This is a genomic window from Tamilnaduibacter salinus (assembly GCF_003096655.1).
In the GTDB taxonomy this organism is placed as follows: Bacteria; Pseudomonadota; Gammaproteobacteria; order Pseudomonadales; family Oleiphilaceae; genus Tamilnaduibacter; species Tamilnaduibacter salinus.
This window is the reverse complement of sequence record NZ_QEKQ01000002.1, coordinates 228381-246212: the sequence shown is the minus strand read 5'-3', so window position 1 is coordinate 246212 and position 17832 is coordinate 228381. Positions and strand designations below refer to the sequence as shown.

At 59.9% G+C, this 17832-nt stretch carries 16 protein-coding genes and 3 tRNA genes; 8 read left to right on the top strand and 11 right to left on the bottom strand.

Features of this window, described 5'->3' with window-relative positions; all coding sequences use genetic code 11:
• The first annotated feature begins 17 nt into the window (after nucleotides 1-17).
• The 3 genes from C8D92_RS03735 (at nucleotide 18) to C8D92_RS03725 (ending at nucleotide 3825) form a co-directional block, all read left to right on the top strand.
• Nucleotides 18-2780: a phage tail tape measure protein gene (locus C8D92_RS03735; protein ID WP_116918431.1), complete on the top strand. Its 2763-nt coding sequence runs from the start codon at nucleotides 18-20 to the stop codon at nucleotides 2778-2780.
• A 232-nt stretch (nucleotides 2781-3012) separates the two neighbouring features.
• Nucleotides 3013-3240, top strand: coding sequence for a hypothetical protein (locus C8D92_RS03730; protein ID WP_116918430.1), 228 nt, complete (start codon nucleotides 3013-3015; stop codon nucleotides 3238-3240).
• 87 nt (nucleotides 3241-3327) lie between these two features.
• On the top strand, nucleotides 3328-3825 hold the full coding sequence (locus C8D92_RS03725; protein ID WP_095611736.1) for a terminase small subunit: 498 nt from the start codon (nucleotides 3328-3330) through the stop codon (nucleotides 3823-3825).
• A 55-nt stretch (nucleotides 3826-3880) separates the two neighbouring features.
• Here C8D92_RS03725 and C8D92_RS15640 read toward each other — a convergent pair whose 3' ends face one another.
• From C8D92_RS15640 to C8D92_RS03715, 3 genes are all read right to left on the bottom strand, one after another.
• On the bottom strand, nucleotides 3881-4057 hold the full coding sequence (locus C8D92_RS15640; protein WP_158222380.1) for a hypothetical protein: 177 nt from the start codon (nucleotides 4055-4057) through the stop codon (nucleotides 3881-3883).
• Complete coding sequence (locus tag C8D92_RS15750; protein WP_207775109.1) at nucleotides 4054-4791, bottom strand: hypothetical protein; 738 nt, start codon at nucleotides 4789-4791, stop codon at nucleotides 4054-4056. Before C8D92_RS15750 ends, C8D92_RS15640 begins: the two co-directional genes overlap by 4 nt.
• Nucleotides 4792-4940: 149 nt before the next feature.
• Nucleotides 4941-5031 (bottom strand) — tRNA-Ser (locus tag C8D92_RS03715).
• Nucleotides 5032-5328: 297 nt separating this feature from the next.
• On the opposite strand from C8D92_RS03715, the gene uvrY reads away from it, so the two are divergent.
• The 3 genes from uvrY to pgsA are packed head-to-tail and all read left to right on the top strand — an operon-like array spanning nucleotide 5329 to nucleotide 8386.
• Nucleotides 5329-5985 (top strand): UvrY/SirA/GacA family response regulator transcription factor, encoded by a 657-nt coding sequence (uvrY, locus tag C8D92_RS03710; RefSeq protein ID WP_095610559.1) that lies wholly within the window; start codon nucleotides 5329-5331, stop codon nucleotides 5983-5985.
• A complete protein-coding gene (gene uvrC / locus C8D92_RS03705; RefSeq protein ID WP_116918429.1) occupies nucleotides 5969-7822 on the top strand; it encodes an excinuclease ABC subunit UvrC in 1854 nt (617 codons plus the stop codon). Before uvrY ends, uvrC begins: the two co-directional genes overlap by 17 nt.
• A 6-nt stretch (nucleotides 7823-7828) precedes the next feature.
• The gene (pgsA, locus tag C8D92_RS03700; RefSeq protein ID WP_095610601.1) at nucleotides 7829-8386 is read left to right on the top strand and encodes a CDP-diacylglycerol--glycerol-3-phosphate 3-phosphatidyltransferase; all 558 of its coding nucleotides are present in this window, start codon (nucleotides 7829-7831) and stop codon (nucleotides 8384-8386) included.
• A 445-nt stretch (nucleotides 8387-8831) separates the two neighbouring features.
• Here pgsA and C8D92_RS03695 read toward each other — a convergent pair.
• From C8D92_RS03695 to C8D92_RS03680, 4 genes are all read right to left on the bottom strand, one after another.
• A tRNA-Cys gene (locus C8D92_RS03695) sits at nucleotides 8832-8905 on the bottom strand.
• Between the two features lie 70 nt (nucleotides 8906-8975).
• Nucleotides 8976-9050, bottom strand: a tRNA-Gly gene (locus tag C8D92_RS03690).
• Nucleotides 9051-9176: 126 nt separating this feature from the next.
• Entirely contained in the window at nucleotides 9177-9599 is a 423-nt protein-coding gene (locus C8D92_RS03685) for a hypothetical protein (RefSeq protein WP_095610561.1), read from the bottom strand.
• A 7-nt stretch (nucleotides 9600-9606) separates the two neighbouring features.
• Nucleotides 9607-9948, bottom strand: a complete 342-nt coding sequence (locus tag C8D92_RS03680; RefSeq protein ID WP_116918428.1) for a hypothetical protein — start codon at nucleotides 9946-9948, stop codon at nucleotides 9607-9609.
• Between the two features lie 191 nt (nucleotides 9949-10139).
• Here C8D92_RS03680 and C8D92_RS03675 point away from each other — a divergent pair, with 191 nt between their 5' ends.
• Nucleotides 10140-10553 (top strand): hypothetical protein, encoded by a 414-nt coding sequence (locus C8D92_RS03675; RefSeq protein ID WP_116918427.1) that lies wholly within the window; start codon nucleotides 10140-10142, stop codon nucleotides 10551-10553.
• 55 nt (nucleotides 10554-10608) lie between these two features.
• Nucleotides 10609-11844 (top strand): saccharopine dehydrogenase family protein, encoded by a 1236-nt coding sequence (locus C8D92_RS03670; RefSeq protein WP_116918426.1) that lies wholly within the window; start codon nucleotides 10609-10611, stop codon nucleotides 11842-11844.
• Between the two features lie 17 nt (nucleotides 11845-11861).
• Here the strand turns inward: C8D92_RS03670 and cydC are convergent, their stop codons facing one another.
• The 4 genes from cydC to C8D92_RS03650 are packed head-to-tail and all read right to left on the bottom strand — an operon-like array spanning nucleotide 11862 to nucleotide 17601.
• Complete coding sequence (gene cydC / locus C8D92_RS03665) at nucleotides 11862-13490, bottom strand: thiol reductant ABC exporter subunit CydC (protein WP_116918425.1); 1629 nt, start codon at nucleotides 13488-13490, stop codon at nucleotides 11862-11864.
• Complete coding sequence (gene cydD, locus C8D92_RS03660; protein ID WP_423837064.1) at nucleotides 13483-15222, bottom strand: thiol reductant ABC exporter subunit CydD; 1740 nt, start codon at nucleotides 15220-15222, stop codon at nucleotides 13483-13485. Before cydD ends, cydC begins: the two co-directional genes overlap by 8 nt.
• A complete protein-coding gene (gene cydB, locus C8D92_RS03655; RefSeq protein ID WP_116918424.1) occupies nucleotides 15155-16156 on the bottom strand; it encodes a cytochrome d ubiquinol oxidase subunit II in 1002 nt (333 codons plus the stop codon). The genes cydD and cydB overlap by 68 nt, the downstream gene beginning before the upstream one ends.
• Nucleotides 16157-16158: 2 nt before the next feature.
• Nucleotides 16159-17601 carry a cytochrome ubiquinol oxidase subunit I gene (locus tag C8D92_RS03650; protein ID WP_095610566.1) on the bottom strand — a complete coding sequence of 481 codons (1443 nt, stop codon included), beginning with the start codon at nucleotides 17599-17601 and terminating at the stop codon, nucleotides 16159-16161.
• Nucleotides 17602-17832 lie beyond the last annotated feature (231 nt).

The following is a 17832-nucleotide window of genomic DNA, read 5'->3' as shown; positions in this document are numbered from 1 at the left end:
GCAACGGGAGAACAAGCATGGCCGACAAACAGAAAACCGTTGAGATCATCTTCGGCGGGGTGGACCGGACCGGCCAGGCTGTCCAGTCTGTCGGCCGGAACCTCGACAGCCTTCAGGATCGGGTCGGGGGCATCACCGGGCCGCTGTCGAGCGCCACGGACATGATTGCCAAGCTCGACACAGCGCTGGCGGCTCTGGCTGCGGCCGCCGCCGCTTTCGCGACGAAGGAAGCGGTGGAGTTTGAAGCGGCGCTCACCGATCTTCAGAAGGTCATGGGCGACAGCGAAGGCCAGGCCAGCGACTACGCGGACGAATTCACCAACCTCGCCAGCCGTTTCGGCGTCGGTCTGGATTCCATCGTGGGGAGCGTGGCGGACTTTCGCCAGGCAGGCTACGACATCGATGAATCGCTGACGCTGGTGGAGCAGTCGCTTCTCGGCGTCAACGCGGCCGATCTCACGACCGTGCAATCATCCGAGCTTCTCATCGGCACGCTGGCGGGGTTCAATGCTCCCGCATCGGAAGCCGCTCACTTGCTGGATGTTCTGAATGGCGTCTCCAACAAGGCAGGAGCGTCGGTTAAGGAGCTCGGGGATGGTTTCAAGATTCTCAGCCCGGTTGCTGAGACGCTCGGTCTGACCTTCGAGGAAACAGCGGCCCTGCTCACTCCCATGGTGGAAGTGACCCGCTCGGGCTCCGAGTCCGCCAACGCACTCAAAACGGCCATTTCCAACCTCATCGATCCCACGAAGAAACAGCAGGAGCTTCTCGAGAACGAGCTGGGGATTCAACTGGAGCTGAATGGCGAGCGCCGGGACACGAAAGACGTCCTGTATGAGCTCATCGATGTGACGCAGGACCTCACGAAGAACGAGAAGCAGCGGGTGGCCTCGGTTATCGCCGGCGCCGAACAGATGAGCCGGTTCCTGGCCATCCTCAATGGTGCGGAGCGTTCCGAAGAGGTCCTCAACACGGCGCTGAATTCGTCGGGCTCTGCCATGGAAGAATTCGAGACCAAGACAGAATCGGCGAAGTTCGCCATGAAGCAGCTTCAGAGTGCCTTCAACGCGGCAGCCGCCACAGCGGGGGTGGAGTACATCGACCAGACGAAGCAGGTCACGCAGGCGACCACAAACCTGGTTGATTCGTTCCGGACCGCCATCCAGGGGGATAACGCCAATGTGCTGTTCGAGGCCCTGAGAAACGGTCTGGAGTCGTTTGCCGAGCAGGTGAACGTCGTGGCGGAGAACCTTCCGGAAGCCTTTGAGGGGCTCGACTTCTCGGACCTGCTCCAATCGTTTGAGGGGCTCGGGGACGAGGTTGAAGGCGCTCTGACCGCGTTATTCGGTGATATTGACCTCAGCACCGTCCAGGGACTGGAAGACGCCCTCCAGAAGGTTGTGGACACGCTGACCGCCCTGGTGAACGTCTCCGGGGGGATCATCAGCGGGCTGGAGCCGCTGTTTGCCGGGATCGGCAAGGGTGTCGAGGAATTCCAGGACCTGGACGCGGCCACCCAGAAAAGCGTGGGGGAACTGCTCGGGCTCTCCAAGGCCATCGACACGGTTCTGCCGGCAATCTCATCCCTCGCTGGCGGGCTGAGTTCCATCGGCACCGGTCTCACGGCGCTGGCGGGTGCACAGGGATTCAAGGCCATCGCGGGGAATCTGGAGAACATCAAGAAGATCGGCAAAACGGGACTCGGCAAGGGTGGGTTGATTGGCGTGGCCCTGACCGGCGGTTTCGCGATCGGCGAGGTCATCAACGACCTGGTGATAGAACCGATGGAGGACGCCTTCGGGACGTCCATTGGCGCCTGGCTCTACGAGCAATTCAACGCGGACGAGATCGAGAAGATCAAGAAGCAGATGAAACCGCTGACCGATGCTCAGAAAGAGCTGAGGGAGGAAACCTCGGATCTGCGCGACATGAACACGCGGCTGGCGGATTCGCTCGACAACACGAAACAGGCCGCCCGATTGGACATTGACGCCCTGAACAAGCGGGCTCAGGAATTGGTGAACAACGCCAACGCCCAAGGGGCTCTCAATGAAGAGCTGGACGAATATACAGGCCAGCAGCGTGACACGACCACCGCCGTCGAAGATTTGAACCAACGAATGTCCGATAGCAGGGGGGCCCTGGGGGATGTTGGGGAAGCGACGCGCAACCTCGCTGAGAATAACAAGACCCTCGTTGTCGGCTACGACAAGGCCAGCGGCAAGATCAACAGCTGGACCGGCAAAGTCATCGAGAACACCGGCGCGATGGACGACAACGCCGAGAAGACCAAAAAAGTCATTACAGAATCCGAAAACTTCCGGATTCAGATGGAGAAGCTCCAGAGTAACGAGCGGATCAAAACGGTTGAGGCAGAGGTAAGACTCGACATTGCCGAAGTCGAGGCCAATGCCGAGAAGGTCAAAGCGCTGGCGGAAACTATCGGCACGGCGTTCAGCGAAACCACCGGTTCCATATCCGACCTGTTCGGCGATCTGTCAGATGCCAGCGGGCTCAAGGAAATGGCCATTGAAAAGCAGATCCGGAAAGAAAACGAGCTCAGGGAAGAGGCGTTCGAGCTCCAGAAGAAACTGACCAAGGCGCAGATCGAACAGATTAAAGAGCGAACCCGGGCGATCCGGCAGGGCGACTCGTTGATAGAAATCGACGGCGCCGGCCTCCAGCCGCACCTGGAAGCGTTCATGTTCGAGATCTTGAGAGAAATCCAGGTTCGGGTGAGTGCCGAGGGCGGAGAGATGCTGCTCGGACTCAGCGAGTAATTGCGCCTCCCCGCCTCTCCTTGCAGCGGGGTCGCAATGGCTCTGACACATGGCCTCACAATGTGTCTACGCCGGTTCGGCATGCCGGCTTCTCCAATGGTGATGGCAGAGACACCAGAAAAAGGCTTTGCGGTTCGTGACCGTACCAGCGCGGGCCGATGTTGGCAGACCATCCGAAAAAAACTGCCGCTTTCTCGACCTACCTCCCCCCATCACGTGAGAGGACATAGAAATGACGAAGGCTGAGCTGTTCGAGCATTATCGCCACCACCCCCTGGGGCATGCCCTGAAGATCTTCAATGAAACCAGCGACATCAATGTTCAACATCGAATGTACATGTCAGCTCAATCAATGATTCTACTTCTTCGCTGGCAGGAAGAGCTCAGTGAGGATGAGAAAGATGTGCTGGTTAACCACCTAGAAGAGCGCGTGCAAGTACACGGCGCCGGCAGCGCCTAACGGGTCCTTTCTGGCAGGTAGGCCCCCATGGGTGTCGCTGAGCGCGGAATTTCGCTTCATACGAAAATTTTATAAGCGGGTTGTACTATGATTGAGAAACCTGAAAAGCACTGGCTGAACCAGCAGCAGATGGCAAGAAGCCTCGGAATCACCGTTTCTGCCTTCGCCAGGTGGGAGGTGACGCCGGTCGCCCGGATCGGCAAGCAGGTGTTCTACGACGTCCAGTCCGTTCTGGATAACCGGCTGTCGAACATGAGCGAAACCGTCGGTACCGGGAACATCGAAGACGAGCGGCTTCGCCTGACTCGGGCCCAGGCAGAAGGGCAAGAAATCAAGAACGAGCTGGCCCGGGGTCGAACGGTCCCTATTGAGATCATCACCCAGGTCCTCAGCCGCGTGGCTGGCGGAGCGTCCGGGATTCTCGACAGCCTGCCGCTCAACATCAAACGGCGGTTCCCGGAACTCGATAACCAGATGGTCGAGGCCATCAAACGGGAGTGCGTGAAGTCTCAGAACGAGATCGCGCGAATCGATGAGGTCCTGGAAGACAGTCTTCGGGGATACTTGGAAGACCAGGATGGGTAGGGGCTGGTTTTACGGCGGCATCGTAAAAGCCCGGCTGATGCCGGGCTTTGTATGCTTACAGAAATTGCTGACGGGCCACACAGTATTTCTCTGGATCTCCCCACAGGTACATCCAGAGCTTCGCCTCAAACGGCAGGCTGAAGAACGGTGACACAGGAATGCCGCCAGCCCTATCCGTGTCGCGGGCCACGTAATACATAACGCCCGTGTATTTGTCAGCGTCAACAATCATGAGCGAGCCTTCCTATCTTCAACAAAGTTCAAATAGGCTTCCTCGTCGAAATTGATGCCAGCATTGGCGCGCCAGAGCATCTGTTCTGAGCTCCCGAAGCTGGCGGGTTCCACGCCGGCATCCAGTGCGGTCTGTATCAGGCGTTCAAGCTCTGAGAAGAAACCAGTCACTTGGCCGGAGCGTGCCCTGGTGGCAGCCCCCTGTCCCGAAAGCTCTTCACTGTCGAGCATGTCCAGCGCGATGTTCTGAAGCATGCCGCCAGTCGGAAAACCGAACTCCTGCAGGTGTTTCAGGTAGATCTTCGCCAGGTGCCGTCCGGTCGCGGCCCCTCCAAAATAACCGCCGGTCGCAGGGACTGCCCAGCGTGAAAGCTTGCCCGAGTCCGGGACGACATCAACAAACGGAAGCCGCTCTTCAATCTCTGCCTTTTCCGGCTTGAAGCTGAGCTCGTTCGTCATCGGGTCGCGGGCGAATTCTGTCAGGATTGATCTTTCGTGCGACACCACCTCGCTATAAGGCTGTTGCTCGGTCTTTACCCAGTTCGCAGCGCCATTATATTCGTCACCGCCGACGGTCTCCCACTCACCTCCCGAGTCATCAACCGCAATACAACCAGGCGCCCACGCCTCGGGTCTGGCCAGATCAGCAGCCCAACCGGCTACTTCTTCTCCGTAGAAAATGACGTATCCGCCAAGAACATCACGGTCACTGCGAAAATTGGCAGCTTGCTCCATGCGTTGATATAGGCTCATCGCTTGTACCTCGTGAAATCAGACGTTTGGGCCCTTGGATACAGGACCGTTCACAAGCGATTCAGGGATGTGGGCCACGATGTGGGCCGAGGTCGTTTTTGGTCGGTAAGACACTGAAAGAAAGGGAAAAATGGCGGTGGGCCAGGGATTCGAACCCCGGGAGGGCTACTAACCCTCGGCGGTTTTCAAGACCGCTGCATTCAGCCACTCTGCCAGCCCACCGCTGAGCCCTTGAGGGCGTGTTGCCGTTGCGACAACGGAGCGAATGATACCGGAATCACTTGCTCTGTCAACGCCAATCCGCTTCTGTTTCCGGGACTTGGCGTGTGGCAGGCCGCTCGGCTTGCGCGAGAAGACCTTTCGGGTATCACGTAGTCGTATATCCGGGTAAAATCCATGACTATGTAGGTTCACCGGCGGCGACAGGAAAGCCAGGGGGCCACGGACTGCCACTCAACACGTGGCAGGCCATGCCGGTTTCCCGTGCCGAGATGGACGACATAGGCAGAGAGGTGCGTTTTGATCAGGGTACTCGTAGTGGATGACCATGAGCTCGTGCGCTCGGGCATCACACGAATGCTGGCGGATGACACGGACATCGACGTGATTGGTGAAGCGGCTTCAGGAGAAGATGCCATCGACATAGCCCGGCGAGATCCGCCGGACATTGTGCTGATGGATATCCGCATGCCCGGCATTGGCGGGTTGGAGGCCACCCGGCGCATCCTTCGGATTGACGACGAGATCAAGGTGATCGTGGTTACGGCCTTTGCCGATGATCCTTATCCCACGCGTGTCATGCAGGCGGGCGCAACGGCCTACATCACCAAGAACGGTGATCTGCGTGAGATGGAGCGGGCCATTCGGATGGCGCACACCGGCCAGCGCTACATCAGCCCGGAAATCGCCCAGAAAATGGCTCTGAAGCAGCTCAGCGACGGCCAGGACGACGACGATCAGACCGTTTTTGACCGACTGTCGGAACGCGAGCTTCAGATCGCCCTCATGGTGGTCGATTGCCAGAAAGTTCAGGACATTTCCGATAAACTGTGCCTGAGCCCCAAAACGGTCAATAGTTACCGCTACCGGATCTTCGAAAAACTGGACATATCCAGCGATGTAGAGCTGGCCCTTATGGCCGTGAGACTCGGACTGCTTGATGCCGACAAAGCCTGATCACCCCCCGGAATTCGACAGCCAATCTTTCCTGAAACAGCTCACGCAGCGTCCCGGTGTCTACCGGATGATCGACGCTGGGGGCGACGTACTGTATGTCGGCAAAGCCCGGAATCTGAAAAACCGCGTTGGGAGCTATTTCAGGAGTAGTGGCCAGTCCGCGAAAACCATGGCGCTGGTCTCCCGGATCGCCAATGTCGAAGTGACGGTCACCGGGAGCGAGACCGAGGCGTTGCTGCTTGAGCAGAACCTGATCAAATCGTTGCGCCCCCCGTATAACATCCTCCTCCGCGACGACAAATCCTACCCTTACATTTATCTTTCCGGGCACCCATCGTACCCATCTCTGACGTTTCGTCGTGGCCGGACGCGGCGCGCCAAAGGGACCTGGTTTGGTCCGTTTCCCAGTTCCGGAGCGGTCCGCGAAAGCCTTAATGTATTGCAGAAAATTTTCCGCATACGCAATTGTTCTGACAGTTATTTCAACAACCGAAGCCGCCCGTGCCTCCAGTATCAGATCAACCGCTGTACCGCGCCGTGCGTGGGGTTTATCTCCGAAGACCAATACCGGGAAGACATTCGCCACGCCACCATGTTCCTGGAGGGACGCAATCCGGCGATCATCGACGACCTGATGAGTCGAATGGAGCAGGCGAGCGCGAACCTGGAATTTGAGAAGGCGGCGGCTTACCGGGACCAGATCAATGACTTGCGGCATGTTCAGGAACAGCAGTCGATCGAAGGCGCTTCCGGCGGGGACGCGGATGTGGTGGCGCTGGCCCAGGAAGGCGGTATCGTCTGCATTGTCGTGATCATTGTCCGGGGCGGACGTGTACTGGGCACCCGGGATTATTTCCCGACGTTCTCACTGGAGCAGTCCGAGAAAGAACTGATTGGGGCGTTTCTCGGACAGTTCTATTTTGGTAGTGACACCCAGCGGGAATACCCCAAAGAGGTCCTGGTCCCGTTCGAAGTGGCCGAACAGGACATTCTTTCGTCGGCGCTGACTGAGGCGGCAGGGCGGGAGGTCCTTGTCCGCCATCGTGTTCGGGGTGAGCGCCGGCGCTGGTTGGAGCTGGCCGGGACCAATGCCTGGCAGACGCTGCAGACGCATCTGGCCAGCAAAGAAACCGTCTATCGCCGTCTTCTGGCGTTACGGGATTTGCTGGAATTATCTGATACGCCAGCCCGCATGGAGTGTTTCGACATCAGCCACAGCCATGGTGAGAACACAGTCGCGTCCTGCGTCGTGTTTGACGACAATGGCCCCCTGAAAAGCGACTATCGGCTATACAACATTGAAGGTGAAACGGCTGGTGACGATTATGGCGCCATGCGCCAGGTACTGACCCGCCGTTATCGACGCGTTCGTGATGGCGAGGGCAAGCGCCCGGACCTGGTGTTCATCGATGGGGGCAAAGGGCAGCTCAACGTCGCCCGCGAAGTGTTTGAGGAGTTGGGTGTCAGCGACATAACACTGATTGGTGTCGCCAAAGGGGTCACCCGTAAAGCCGGCATGGAGCAGCTGATTGATGCGTTGACAGGAGACGTATTCCGGGTACCCTCCGACTCCCCGGCACTGCACCTGATTCAGCACATTCGGGACGAATCGCACCGTTTTGCGGTCAGTGGTCACCGGGCGCGGCGTGACAAAAAGCGCCGTCAGTCCACACTGGAAGGCATTGAAGGCGTTGGAGCCAAGCGGCGCCGGGAGCTGATCCGCTACTTTGGCGGACTTCAGGAAATTCGCAAAGCGGGCGTGGAAGAAATCGCCAAGGTGAAAGGCATCAGCCGGGCCATGGCCGACACCATTTACGCGGCGCTGCACAATGAGTAACGGATGATGAATCTACCGAACATACTGACACTGTCCCGGATCGTCATGATTCCGGCTTTCGTGATCATCTTCTATCTACCGTTCGAGTGGCGCTTTAGTGCCAGTGCTGCCATTTTTGCAATCGCCAGCGCGACGGACTGGCTGGACGGGTATCTGGCCCGTCGCCTGGATCAGAGCACGCCATTTGGTGCCTTTCTGGACCCGGTTGCCGACAAGGTCATGGTCGCTGTCGCCTTGACCGTTCTGATTGAAGCGCATCACAGTTTTCTGATGACCATACCCGCGACGGTCATTATCGGCCGGGAAATCGTCATCTCCGCCCTCAGGGAGTGGATGGCGGAGATGGGTAAGCGGGCCAGTGTCGCCGTGTCGTATATCGGCAAGATCAAGACCACTGCACAAATGGTGGCCATCATCCTGCTGCTGGCGTTCCCGGTCGGTCAGCCCGGTGCCTGGGTCGGCCTGACGCTGCTATACCTCGCTGCCGGCCTGACGCTCTGGTCGATGGTGTTGTATATCAATGCGGCATGGCCTGAGCTGTTTCCCGCGAAAGAGCAGGAGTAGGGCAGCCATCCCGCGAGGGTGGCCGAGTATTGATGTTCGGAGCGGCCTTCAGGCCGCCGAGCGATGCTCTTCAACCTATTGTTTCCAGGGAGCCTGACGCCTCCTCCGAACATCAAGAGGGTGTTGCAAAAGACGTCGCCCGGCGGTTACTCCGTTGTCTGATCGGGATCGGCTGGTGGTCATTGCCGGAGGAGCGACAGGGATGTCGCGGTCGCATTTGGCGTCAGGGACGACCATCAAATGCAGCGTAGGCAATGATTACCAGCCGGTCCCAGGCACCTTCGTCGAGAGCCGGAACCGGTCGCCCTGGCGGGCGACTCCGAAGTCGGAGACATCGGCTACGTTAAGGATGGCGGGTCCTGTCAGAGCTGCGGGTGGTTCAGGCGTGGGTCGGCAAACCATGCAGACGCATTGGCGTCAGATGAGGAAACCGGAAGAAAGAAATTGGAGGCGCGGGTCGGAATCGAACCGGCGTACACGGAGTTGCAGTCCGCTGCATAACCACTCTGCCACCGCGCCGGGTGCAACCTGGATCAGGTTGGGGGGTCTCTGAAGTCACCTTCATCTCCAGTCGAGACAAACTGGAAATTGGAGCGGGAAACGAGATTCGAACTCGCGACCCTCGCCTTGGCAAGGCGATGCTCTACCACTGAGCTATTCCCGCTTGACGCCTGAATGGGGCAGGGCAGATCACATTCCAAAGAATGGCCGCCTCAGCCCCTTCGTGAGCGCGTTGCGCTCGATCAGGACAGCGCGCATTTTACCGATAAACGGCGGGCCGTCAACACCTTCAGTCATTTTTGTTACTGGAATTGCGCAGCGCCTCGGCCAGTGAGTGGATCTGCTTATTGGCCACCCGGATCGTCCGGTAGACGCCACGCGCGGTCTCGTCGTGAACCTCCCGGGCCTGTTGGCTGCCGGCGCGGATGCGTTCACTGGTTGCAAGCCGGTCGATGACCGAGAAGGTGGTTTCCGAGATCGCCCGGTGAATGACTTCCACGGCTGTCGCACCCCCTTCCACAGACTGCTCCAGGGCACGCCGTTTGTTGTCCGCCTCAATCGCATCCTGATCGGACTTTCGTATGCGGCTGCGCACGGCGGCCAACTGGGCTTCCAGATGCCGCAGACGGTGCCGGCCGACCATCAAAGAGCGGGCCGTTACCGCGCTGAGAATCACCGCCACGACTGTCAGGACCAGTGCCATCGTAATCATTCCCACCTCACCGGTACTCAATATTCAGGTCCGCATCGATACCACGCTCGGACAACTCAGCACCGACTTCGCGGATCACCTGCTGGTAGACCTGCTTCCGAACCAGCACGGGCAGGTAATCTGCGACGACCCGGGCGGAGCGGGACTCCCGCTTGGCCACCCCAATCGGATCAATGACCCGTAACGTCAGGACCATTTCGGGTTCGGCATCACTGACGCTGCCGTCCGATAGGCTTTCGACCGTTTCCAGCGCTTTTTCCAGATTCTGGCGTTGGCGGCGGGCGGCGTAGAGCAGCCATGCCTGAACCGCAATCAGGACCAGCAATACAATGACCAGACCGACTAACATGCTATTGTCACCTCTCCTGCGGTTTTGTCGTTGTCTGCAGGGTGGTCGCCCAAACGCCCATAGTGTGGGGGACATCACTGCACTTTCGATTGGCCGAGCTGCCGGGGCCGTACCGTATCCGGCGACACCCCGGTCCAAAGAGCATTTGCGTTCGTAGCACCGTGCACACTCAACCAGGGAGACATTCGATCATGACGTGGTTCAAAGCCTTTGTGGCCGGTTTTCTGGCAACGCTGATTTTCCATCAGGGCCTGTTTGCGGCGTTTTACCTGGCCGGTGTCGTCCCCGCTCCGCCATTCAATATGACGCCCGTGCCCCCGCTTGGCGTTCCCTCCGTCCTCTCACTGGCGTTTTTCGGTGGTCTTTGGGGCCTTCCGGTCTGGGCATTGATCCGCGGTCTCGGGACGGCCGGATACTGGTCCCTGGCGATCATCGCAGGGGCAATCGGGCCGACTGTGGTGGCGATGCTCGTGGTCTTTCCGCTCAAAGGCATCGATGTGACGGCGCAGACCTGGGCCGGCGGATTGTTGCTGAACGGCTTCTGGGGACTTGGCGTGGCCCTGTTCATGCTCGTGATGGTGGCCCGGTCGTCTCAACGGACGTAACCCGCTACCATGCGGATACCTTCGATACCACAGCAACACCAATAAGGAAAATGGAATGATGCAGCCTGAGTACGACATCGTCGTCTTTGGCGCCACGAGTTTCGTGGGCCAGATACTGACACGTTACCTGCTGGAGCAGTACGGAACCGGTGGGACGCTTCGCTGGGCCATTGCCGGGCGGAACGAGAGCAAACTGGAAGCGACCCGGGCGGAACTGGGCAATGCGGCGGCTGATCTCCCGGTGGTGGTGGCCGATGCCGGCAATGAATCGTCACTGCGCGCCATGGTTCAGCGGACGCGCGTCGTGGTCTCCACGGTCGGCCCGTACGCGCTCTACGGTGAGCCGCTGGTTCGCGTGTGTGCCCAGGAGGGCACGGACTATTGCGATCTTACGGGAGAAGTCCAGTGGATTCGGCAGATGATCGCCCGCTACGAGGACGATGCCCGCGCCAGCGGTGCCCACATCGTACATTGTTGCGGGTTTGATTCCATTCCGTCCGATATGGGCGTTCACTTTCTCCAGCAGCAGGCCATGGCGCAGATCGGCAGCGCCTGTCCCACGGTCAAGATGCGAGTTCGGGCGGCAAAAGGCGAATTTTCCGGCGGCACGGTCGCCAGTCTGATGAATGTCGCGAAAGAGGCAGCCAGCGATCCGGCTCTCAGAAAGGAACTGGCCAACCCGTTCTCTCTGTGCCCCTCCGGTTTCAAGTCCAGCCGACGCCAACCCAACGTGAAGTCGGCCGAGTTTGATCCGGATTTCGGTGCCTGGACCGCGCCGTTCGTCATGGCAGCCATCAATACCCGGATTGTCCATCGATCCAACGCGATACAGGATGCGGTCTACGGTCAGGAGTTCGCCTACGACGAGGCCATGCTTACCGGGAAAGGCCTCAAGGGGCGTCTTCAGGGCATGGCCATGGCCGCCGGTATCGGGGGATTTCTGGCGGCCAGCGCGATTGCGCCAACCCGTTGGGCACTGGAGACGTTCGTCGTTCCCAAACCGGGTGAAGGCCCCAGTCGCCAGTCACAGGAATCGGGCTTCTATGACCTGCGTTTCGTTGGCCATGCCAGTGATGGCCGGGTCATCCGCACCAAGGTGACCGGTGACCGGGACCCCGGGTATGGCTCCACCGGTAAGATGCTGGGCGAAGCCGCCATGTGCCTGGCCTTTGATGCCGGCGAGGATCGGCCCGGTGGTTTCTGGACGCCGTCATCCTATCTGGGGCAGAAGCTGATTGATCGGCTGCAGGACAATGCCGGTCTGCGTTTCGAAGTGCTGGAGAATCGTTGACCGGCTAACGAACCGCCTCAGAGTCGAACCACCCGGTCGACCGGAGGAAGGGCCGCCTCATCGTGCGCCAGTGCGATGCCGGTCGTTCCCTGAAGCGCACGGCGGAGGTTGGCCCGAATCTGCCCAACCGTCGGACGGTCAATCCCGGTGAACGGCTCGTCGAGGAGAACAAACGGCGAGCCCGGCATCAGTGTCCGCGCGAGGGCCAGCCGGCGCGCTTCACCACCCGATAATTGCCGGCCGGCAGGGCCAACCCGGCTTTGCAGACCGTCCTGCCAGAGACGAACCGTCGATGCGAGCTCCGCCGTTTCCAGTGCTGACCAGCACGCCGCGTCAGTGGCGTTGGGAGCACCCAGGCAGAGGTTGTCCCGAACGGTGCCGCTGATCAGTTCGGTTTCCTGCATCAGGCAGGCCAGTTGAGCGGCCTGGTCCACCAGGTATCCGTCATGAACCGGAGGCACTATCCGGCCGTTCCGTAGGACGTGTCCTTCTGTCGGTTGCATGAGGCCTGCGATCAGGCTCGCCACCGTGGACTTTCCGGACCCGGACGGCCCGACGATACCAACCCATTCCCCGGGTTGGGCGGTGAGGGACAGATCCCGGACACGGTAGAGCCCATCCGGCGTTCGCACGCTGACATTGTCGAGAATCAGTGCATCGTTACCGGGCCATTCGGGTGGGGATGGCCTCAAACCCTCTGCGGACTCGGCTTCGGTGTTGTTAAGCCGGGCCGCGGAGGCGACCGTCGCGCCCCAGCGAGAGAAGGCGGGTGGGAGGGCGGCCAGCGCCTCACCCGCCCCGAGAATCCCGAGCGCAACCAGTACCGCGATGGCTGTCTGGTCGGCGGCCAGTCCCCGAACAAGCGCCCAAACGGCCAGCCCCTGCACGGCAATGGTTGCCAGACTTTGAGCCAATGCGGCTAGCCGGGCCGGTCCTGCCTGGTCCCGTCGTATCCGTCGGTCCTGCTCAAGAAGGCGTTCCTGATCGGCGGTTAACAGGCCGGCGGCCTGCAGCTCCGCCATTCCATCAAGCGAGGCAACAAGCTCGGCACGAAGGGCCTCACGTCCTGTGCTTTCGCGGCGCGCCTGGCGACGGCTGAGCAGGGCGCACCCGACTGACACCACGGCGGTGGTGCTCAGAAGAACGACACCCACTTCGACTGCCAGACGGCGGTCAATCAGCAGCGACAGAACAGACACCACCAGAGATGCCAGCACGGCAACGCCCAGGGGGGCGATCAGCCGAAGAAAGAGGTTGTCGAGCGCATCCAGATCCCGGGTCATTCGGTTGAGCCGGTTCATTGTTCGTTCCTGATTACGCTGCTCGTGGGACTGGCGGGCAAACCGGTCAAACAGACGAACCCGGAAGTCGGCGAGTAACCTCAACACCGTGTCATGGTTGGCGAGCCGCTCCAGATAGCGTGTCACCGTTCGGCTCAGGGCAAAGAACCGGATTCCGCCACCTGGCAGATAGATGTTCAGCATGGTTCCGGCCGCTCCCGCCATAGCAGTGGCCGTGAGGAACCAGCCGGAAAGACCCAGCAGACCAATGCCGGACAGCACCGTCAGCAGTAGCAGCACGGCGCCCCCGGCCAGCCGCCAGCGGTAACGATCAAGCGTACGTAACCAGGGCCATAACTCACGCATCGCGCACCTCACCGTCTTCAATCGCCAGTACCCGGGATGCGAGCGTCAGCACTTCCGGGTGATGGCTCGCAATGATGATGGTCCGGCGGCCATCAATCAGGCGTTGGATCGCATCTAGCACCAGTACCTCGGTTTCCCGGTCCAGCGCTGCGGTCGGCTCATCCAGCAGTACGAGGGGATAATCGGCGAGAAACGTCCGGGCCAGGGCCAGGCGTCTGGCCTGGCCACCCGATAAACCGACGCCTGTTTCGGACAGCGGGGAATGGATGCCCGCGGGCCGCTCCGCAACCAGTGCCCCCAGCCCCGCCCGGGTGAGAGCGGCCTCAATATCATCGTCGCTGGCCTTTGGGCACACAAGACGCAGGTTATCCGCCCAACTGCCCTGCATGAGATACGGGTGCTGGCCAAGCCAGCCAAATGGCTGAGTTCCGGGGGGATTCCCAAACACTCGGACCTCGCCAGCATCAGGTTGACGGAATCCAGCGATCAGGTGCAGCAGGCTACTTTTACCCGCTCCGGAGGCCCCGGTCAGGACCAGGCACTCGCCCTTGGCAACTGTCAGGTCGACGCCGTCAAGCACCATCGCTTTACCGGGAAAGCCAAGGGACAGACGCCGCAGCTCGATACCATCCGCAATACGGTCGGGTTGAATGGCTTCGGGCGGTGTCGTCGGGACCGGCAGCGCCACTGACAGATGGCGCTCCAGGTTAGCTGCTGCTCCCAGTGCCGCCGCCCGGTCGTGATAGTGCAGGGCGAGTTGGCGTAGTGGCTGGAAAAACTCTGGCGCAAGCAACAGGATAAACAGGCCTGAAAATAGGGTGAGATCCTTCGCCGGGCCGACCGAGAGACTGCCCAGCAGGGCGAACCCCACGTACATCGCGATGACGGCGATCGATACCGCCGCAAAAAACTCCAGCACCGCAGACGACAGGAACGCGATGCGCAGCGTCTTCATCGTAATCCGCCGGTAATCGTCGGTCCGCCTTGCAATGTCCCGACGCGTGGCGCCGATATGCCCGAAAAGCTGTAGCGTCGTCATCGCCCGCATCCGATCCAGAAAATGGCCGGAGAGGTGGGCAAGGGTTTCGAAATGCTGCTGGTTGTACCGCTCTGCGCCCATTCCGACGAGCGCCATAAACAACGGAATCAGCGGTGCTGCGAAGAGCAGGAAGGTGCCTGCAACGGCATCCAGTGTCATGACGACCCCGACGATGAGCAGAGGGGAAAGAACACTGAGCCGGCTCTGTGGCACATAGTGGGCAATATGGCCGTGCAGGGCTTCCACCTGGTCATCCCAGGCGCTCGCCCTGGCGGCTGGGCTGTCATTGGTTGCAACCGGCCCCAGGGTGGCCCACCGGCTGAGCAGCTCCCGCCGGACGTCGTCCCGAACCCGATCGCTGGCGCGCACAGCAATCCAGTCACGAGCCAGCTGAGCGACTGCCCTGATGGCAATGGCCAACGCGACACCCGCAAGAGGCGGTCCCTGATGGGCAATCGGCTGGCCGCGCATCACCACCTGATCCACAATCCAGGCAACCAGCCCAAGCTGCACTACCAGAGCGACCGTCGACAGGGCTCCAGCAACCACACTCAGGTGGACCAGACCCCGACTGCCTTCGCACAGCCGGCGGAGCAGGGCCTGGCCGGGCCTGTTACGGCGGGCTTCAGTGATAGCCTTCTCCCTCTCGGACTTTGCCGCGGAAGACCCAATAGGTCCAAGCGGTATAGCCAAGAACAATCGGAATCACAAAGAGCACTCCGATCAGAAGGAACAGCTGCGACTGCCAGGCGGATGATGCGTCCCAGAGGGTGTAATCCGGCGGGACCACATAGGGCCACCGACTGACAATCAGACCCAGGTACGTGAACACGAACAGCCCCATTGTGGCCACAAAAGGCATGCCTTCGAAGCGGTTTCGGACCGATCGAACAATCTGGAAGGCGCACAGCAGTCCAAGCGCCGGCAACAACCAGATCACCGACAGATTCGAGAACCAGCGCTCGCGGACCATCGGGTCGATCATGGGTGTCCAGACGCTCACGATCGCAAACACCACCAGCACCGTCACGAGCAGCGGAATGGTGATCCGGTAGGCCCAGTCCTGTATGCGTCCCTCGCTCTTAAGGATCAGCCAGGTGCTGGCCAGCAACGCGTAACCGGCCATGAGGCCGAGACCCGTCAGTACGGTGAACGGTGTCAGCCAGTCAAGGGCACCGCCAACGTAGCGCAGGTTCTCGGTTTCAAAACCCTGGATGTAGGCGCCAACCACGGCTCCCTGAGCAAAGGAGGCGAGCATCGAGCCACCGGCAAAGGCCCAGTTCCAGAGATATTTCGATGTATTGGCCTTGAAGCGGAACTCGAATGCGACGCCTCGGAAAATCAGCCCGGCCAGCAGCAGGAATACGCCAAGGTATAACGCCGGCAGAAAAATGGTATAGACCAACGGAAATGCGGCGAGCAGGCCCGCTCCGCCAAGAATCAGCCATGTTTCATTGCCATCCCACACCGGTGCGACGGAATTCATCATGACATCCCGGGTACCTTCATCCGGCGCGAAAGGGAAAAGAATGCCCAGGCCCAGGTCAAAGCCATCCATCAGGACATACATGATGACGCCGAGACCGATGATTCCGGCCCATATAACAGACAGATCAAAGGCTTCCATGATTAGTGGCCTCCCTGATAGCTGGTATTACCACCCTGTTCACCAGGGTATGGTTCATGCTCAAACGAAACGTGAGGGGCAGACATGGGCCGTTTCGGGCGATCATGATCGATGTCGAATGACTCTTCCACACTGGCCTCAAGTCCGGCCTGGAGTACTCTGAAAAGGTAATAAGTGCCACCCGTAAAAACGGCGGCATAGACGGCCGCGTACCCGATCAGCGTGACCAGCGCCATCCAGCCACTCAGCGACGGGGTGAGCCCTTCGCTGAGTGTCATCTCTCCGTAGACGACCCAGGGGAAACGGCCGATCTCCGTCACGAACCAACCCGAGAGAACCGCCAAAAAGGGCGCGACGCTCATCACCCTGAGGCTATTAAGGAACCAGCGGGTCTCGTAGAGACGGCCGCCAGGACGAAGCGCAAGGCCAACAAGCCCGGCGATGATCATCAGCACGCCCATCCCGACCATAATCCGGAAGCTCCAGAACACGATGCCGACCGGGGGCTGCTCGTTTTCCGGCACGGCGTCTAGGCCCGGGACGACGCCGTCCCATTCATGGGTCAGTATCAGGCTTGCCAGGCCGGGGATGCCGACTTCGAAATGGTTGGACTGAGCGTCCTGATCAGGCCAGGCGAACAACAGCAGCGGCACGTTGGATTGGGTCTCCCAATTGCCTTCCATCGCCGCCACCTTTGCCGGCTGGTGTTCGAGGGTGTTGAGGCCGTGGAAATCGCCGACGACAGCCTGGGTCGGGGCGAGGAACAGAATCAGCCACAGACACATCGACAGTGCTTTTCGGTTGGCCTCGACTTCCCGGTTCAGCAGCAGATACCAGGCGCTGACGCCAGCGACGACGAAACTGCCGGTCAGAAACGAGGCGAGCCCCATGTGGGCGAAACGGTAGGGAAAAGACGGGTTGAAGATGGCTTCCGACCAGGAGGTAATGTGGTAGAAACCGTCCCGGAGTTCCGCGCCAGCCGGAGTATGCATCCAACTGTTGGCCGAGAGGATCCAGAATGAGGAAATGAACGTGCCGAGCGCGACCATGACAGCCGCGAACAGATGGACACCCGCTGGCACCTTGTCTCGCCCGAAAAGCAGTACGCCGAGGAACGCGGCCTCCAGGAAGAAGGCAGTGACGACCTCATAGCTCAACACTGGTCCAAGGAAGTTGGACGTTGCAAGGGCAAAATTGCTCCAGTTCGTTCCGAACTGAAACGACATGACGATGCCGGACACCACCCCCATGCCGAATACCACCGCGAACACCTTGGTCCAGAAAGCGGAAAGAGTGACCCATACCGAGTTCTCCGTTTTGTACGCCAACCCTTCGAGCACCGCGATAAACGATGCCAGACCGATGGTGAACACGGGGAAAATTGCATGGAAACTGACAACAAACGCGAACTGGAGTCGCGACAGGAAGAGAGGATCGAGATCCACAGCCAACCTCCGATGGACTGTTGCCTCGCGATTCCCGAAGCCACCGCCTGATCCGGAAGAACGGTCAGGCATCGGGTTCGAACCCGAAATGCTGGTCGAGGCTCGCGAGGGCATCAAACGTATCGACTGACGGCTTTGAGTGTTTGTTGTACCGTCACGAGAACCAAACAATCAGGCGAGACGTCTCTCCCTGATCAAAAGTAATATAAGCTTATAACCACACAAAAACAA

Excerpts from the sequence above, each read along its gene's own strand:
- C8D92_RS03735 (WP_116918431.1), top strand. The coding sequence starts at position 18 with ATGGCCGACAAACAGAAAACCGTTGAGATCATCTTCGGCGGGGTGGAC.
- C8D92_RS03730 (WP_116918430.1), top strand. The coding sequence starts at position 3,013 with ATGACGAAGGCTGAGCTGTTCGAGCATTATCGCCACCACCCCCTGGGG.
- C8D92_RS03725 (WP_095611736.1), top strand. The coding sequence starts at position 3,328 with ATGATTGAGAAACCTGAAAAGCACTGGCTGAACCAGCAGCAGATGGCA.
- C8D92_RS15640 (WP_158222380.1), bottom strand. The coding sequence starts at position 4,057 with ATGATTGTTGACGCTGACAAATACACGGGCGTTATGTATTACGTGGCC.
- C8D92_RS15750 (WP_207775109.1), bottom strand. The coding sequence starts at position 4,791 with ATGGAGCAAGCTGCCAATTTTCGCAGTGACCGTGATGTTCTTGGCGGA.
- uvrC (WP_116918429.1), top strand. The coding sequence starts at position 5,969 with ATGCCGACAAAGCCTGATCACCCCCCGGAATTCGACAGCCAATCTTTC.
- pgsA (WP_095610601.1), top strand. The coding sequence starts at position 7,829 with ATGAATCTACCGAACATACTGACACTGTCCCGGATCGTCATGATTCCG.
- C8D92_RS03685 (WP_095610561.1), bottom strand. The coding sequence starts at position 9,599 with ATGATTACGATGGCACTGGTCCTGACAGTCGTGGCGGTGATTCTCAGC.
- C8D92_RS03680 (WP_116918428.1), bottom strand. The coding sequence starts at position 9,948 with ATGTTAGTCGGTCTGGTCATTGTATTGCTGGTCCTGATTGCGGTTCAG.
- C8D92_RS03675 (WP_116918427.1), top strand. The coding sequence starts at position 10,140 with ATGACGTGGTTCAAAGCCTTTGTGGCCGGTTTTCTGGCAACGCTGATT.
- C8D92_RS03670 (WP_116918426.1), top strand. The coding sequence starts at position 10,609 with ATGATGCAGCCTGAGTACGACATCGTCGTCTTTGGCGCCACGAGTTTC.
- cydC (WP_116918425.1), bottom strand. The coding sequence starts at position 13,490 with ATGCGTGAGTTATGGCCCTGGTTACGTACGCTTGATCGTTACCGCTGG.
- cydB (WP_116918424.1), bottom strand. The coding sequence starts at position 16,156 with ATGGAAGCCTTTGATCTGTCTGTTATATGGGCCGGAATCATCGGTCTC.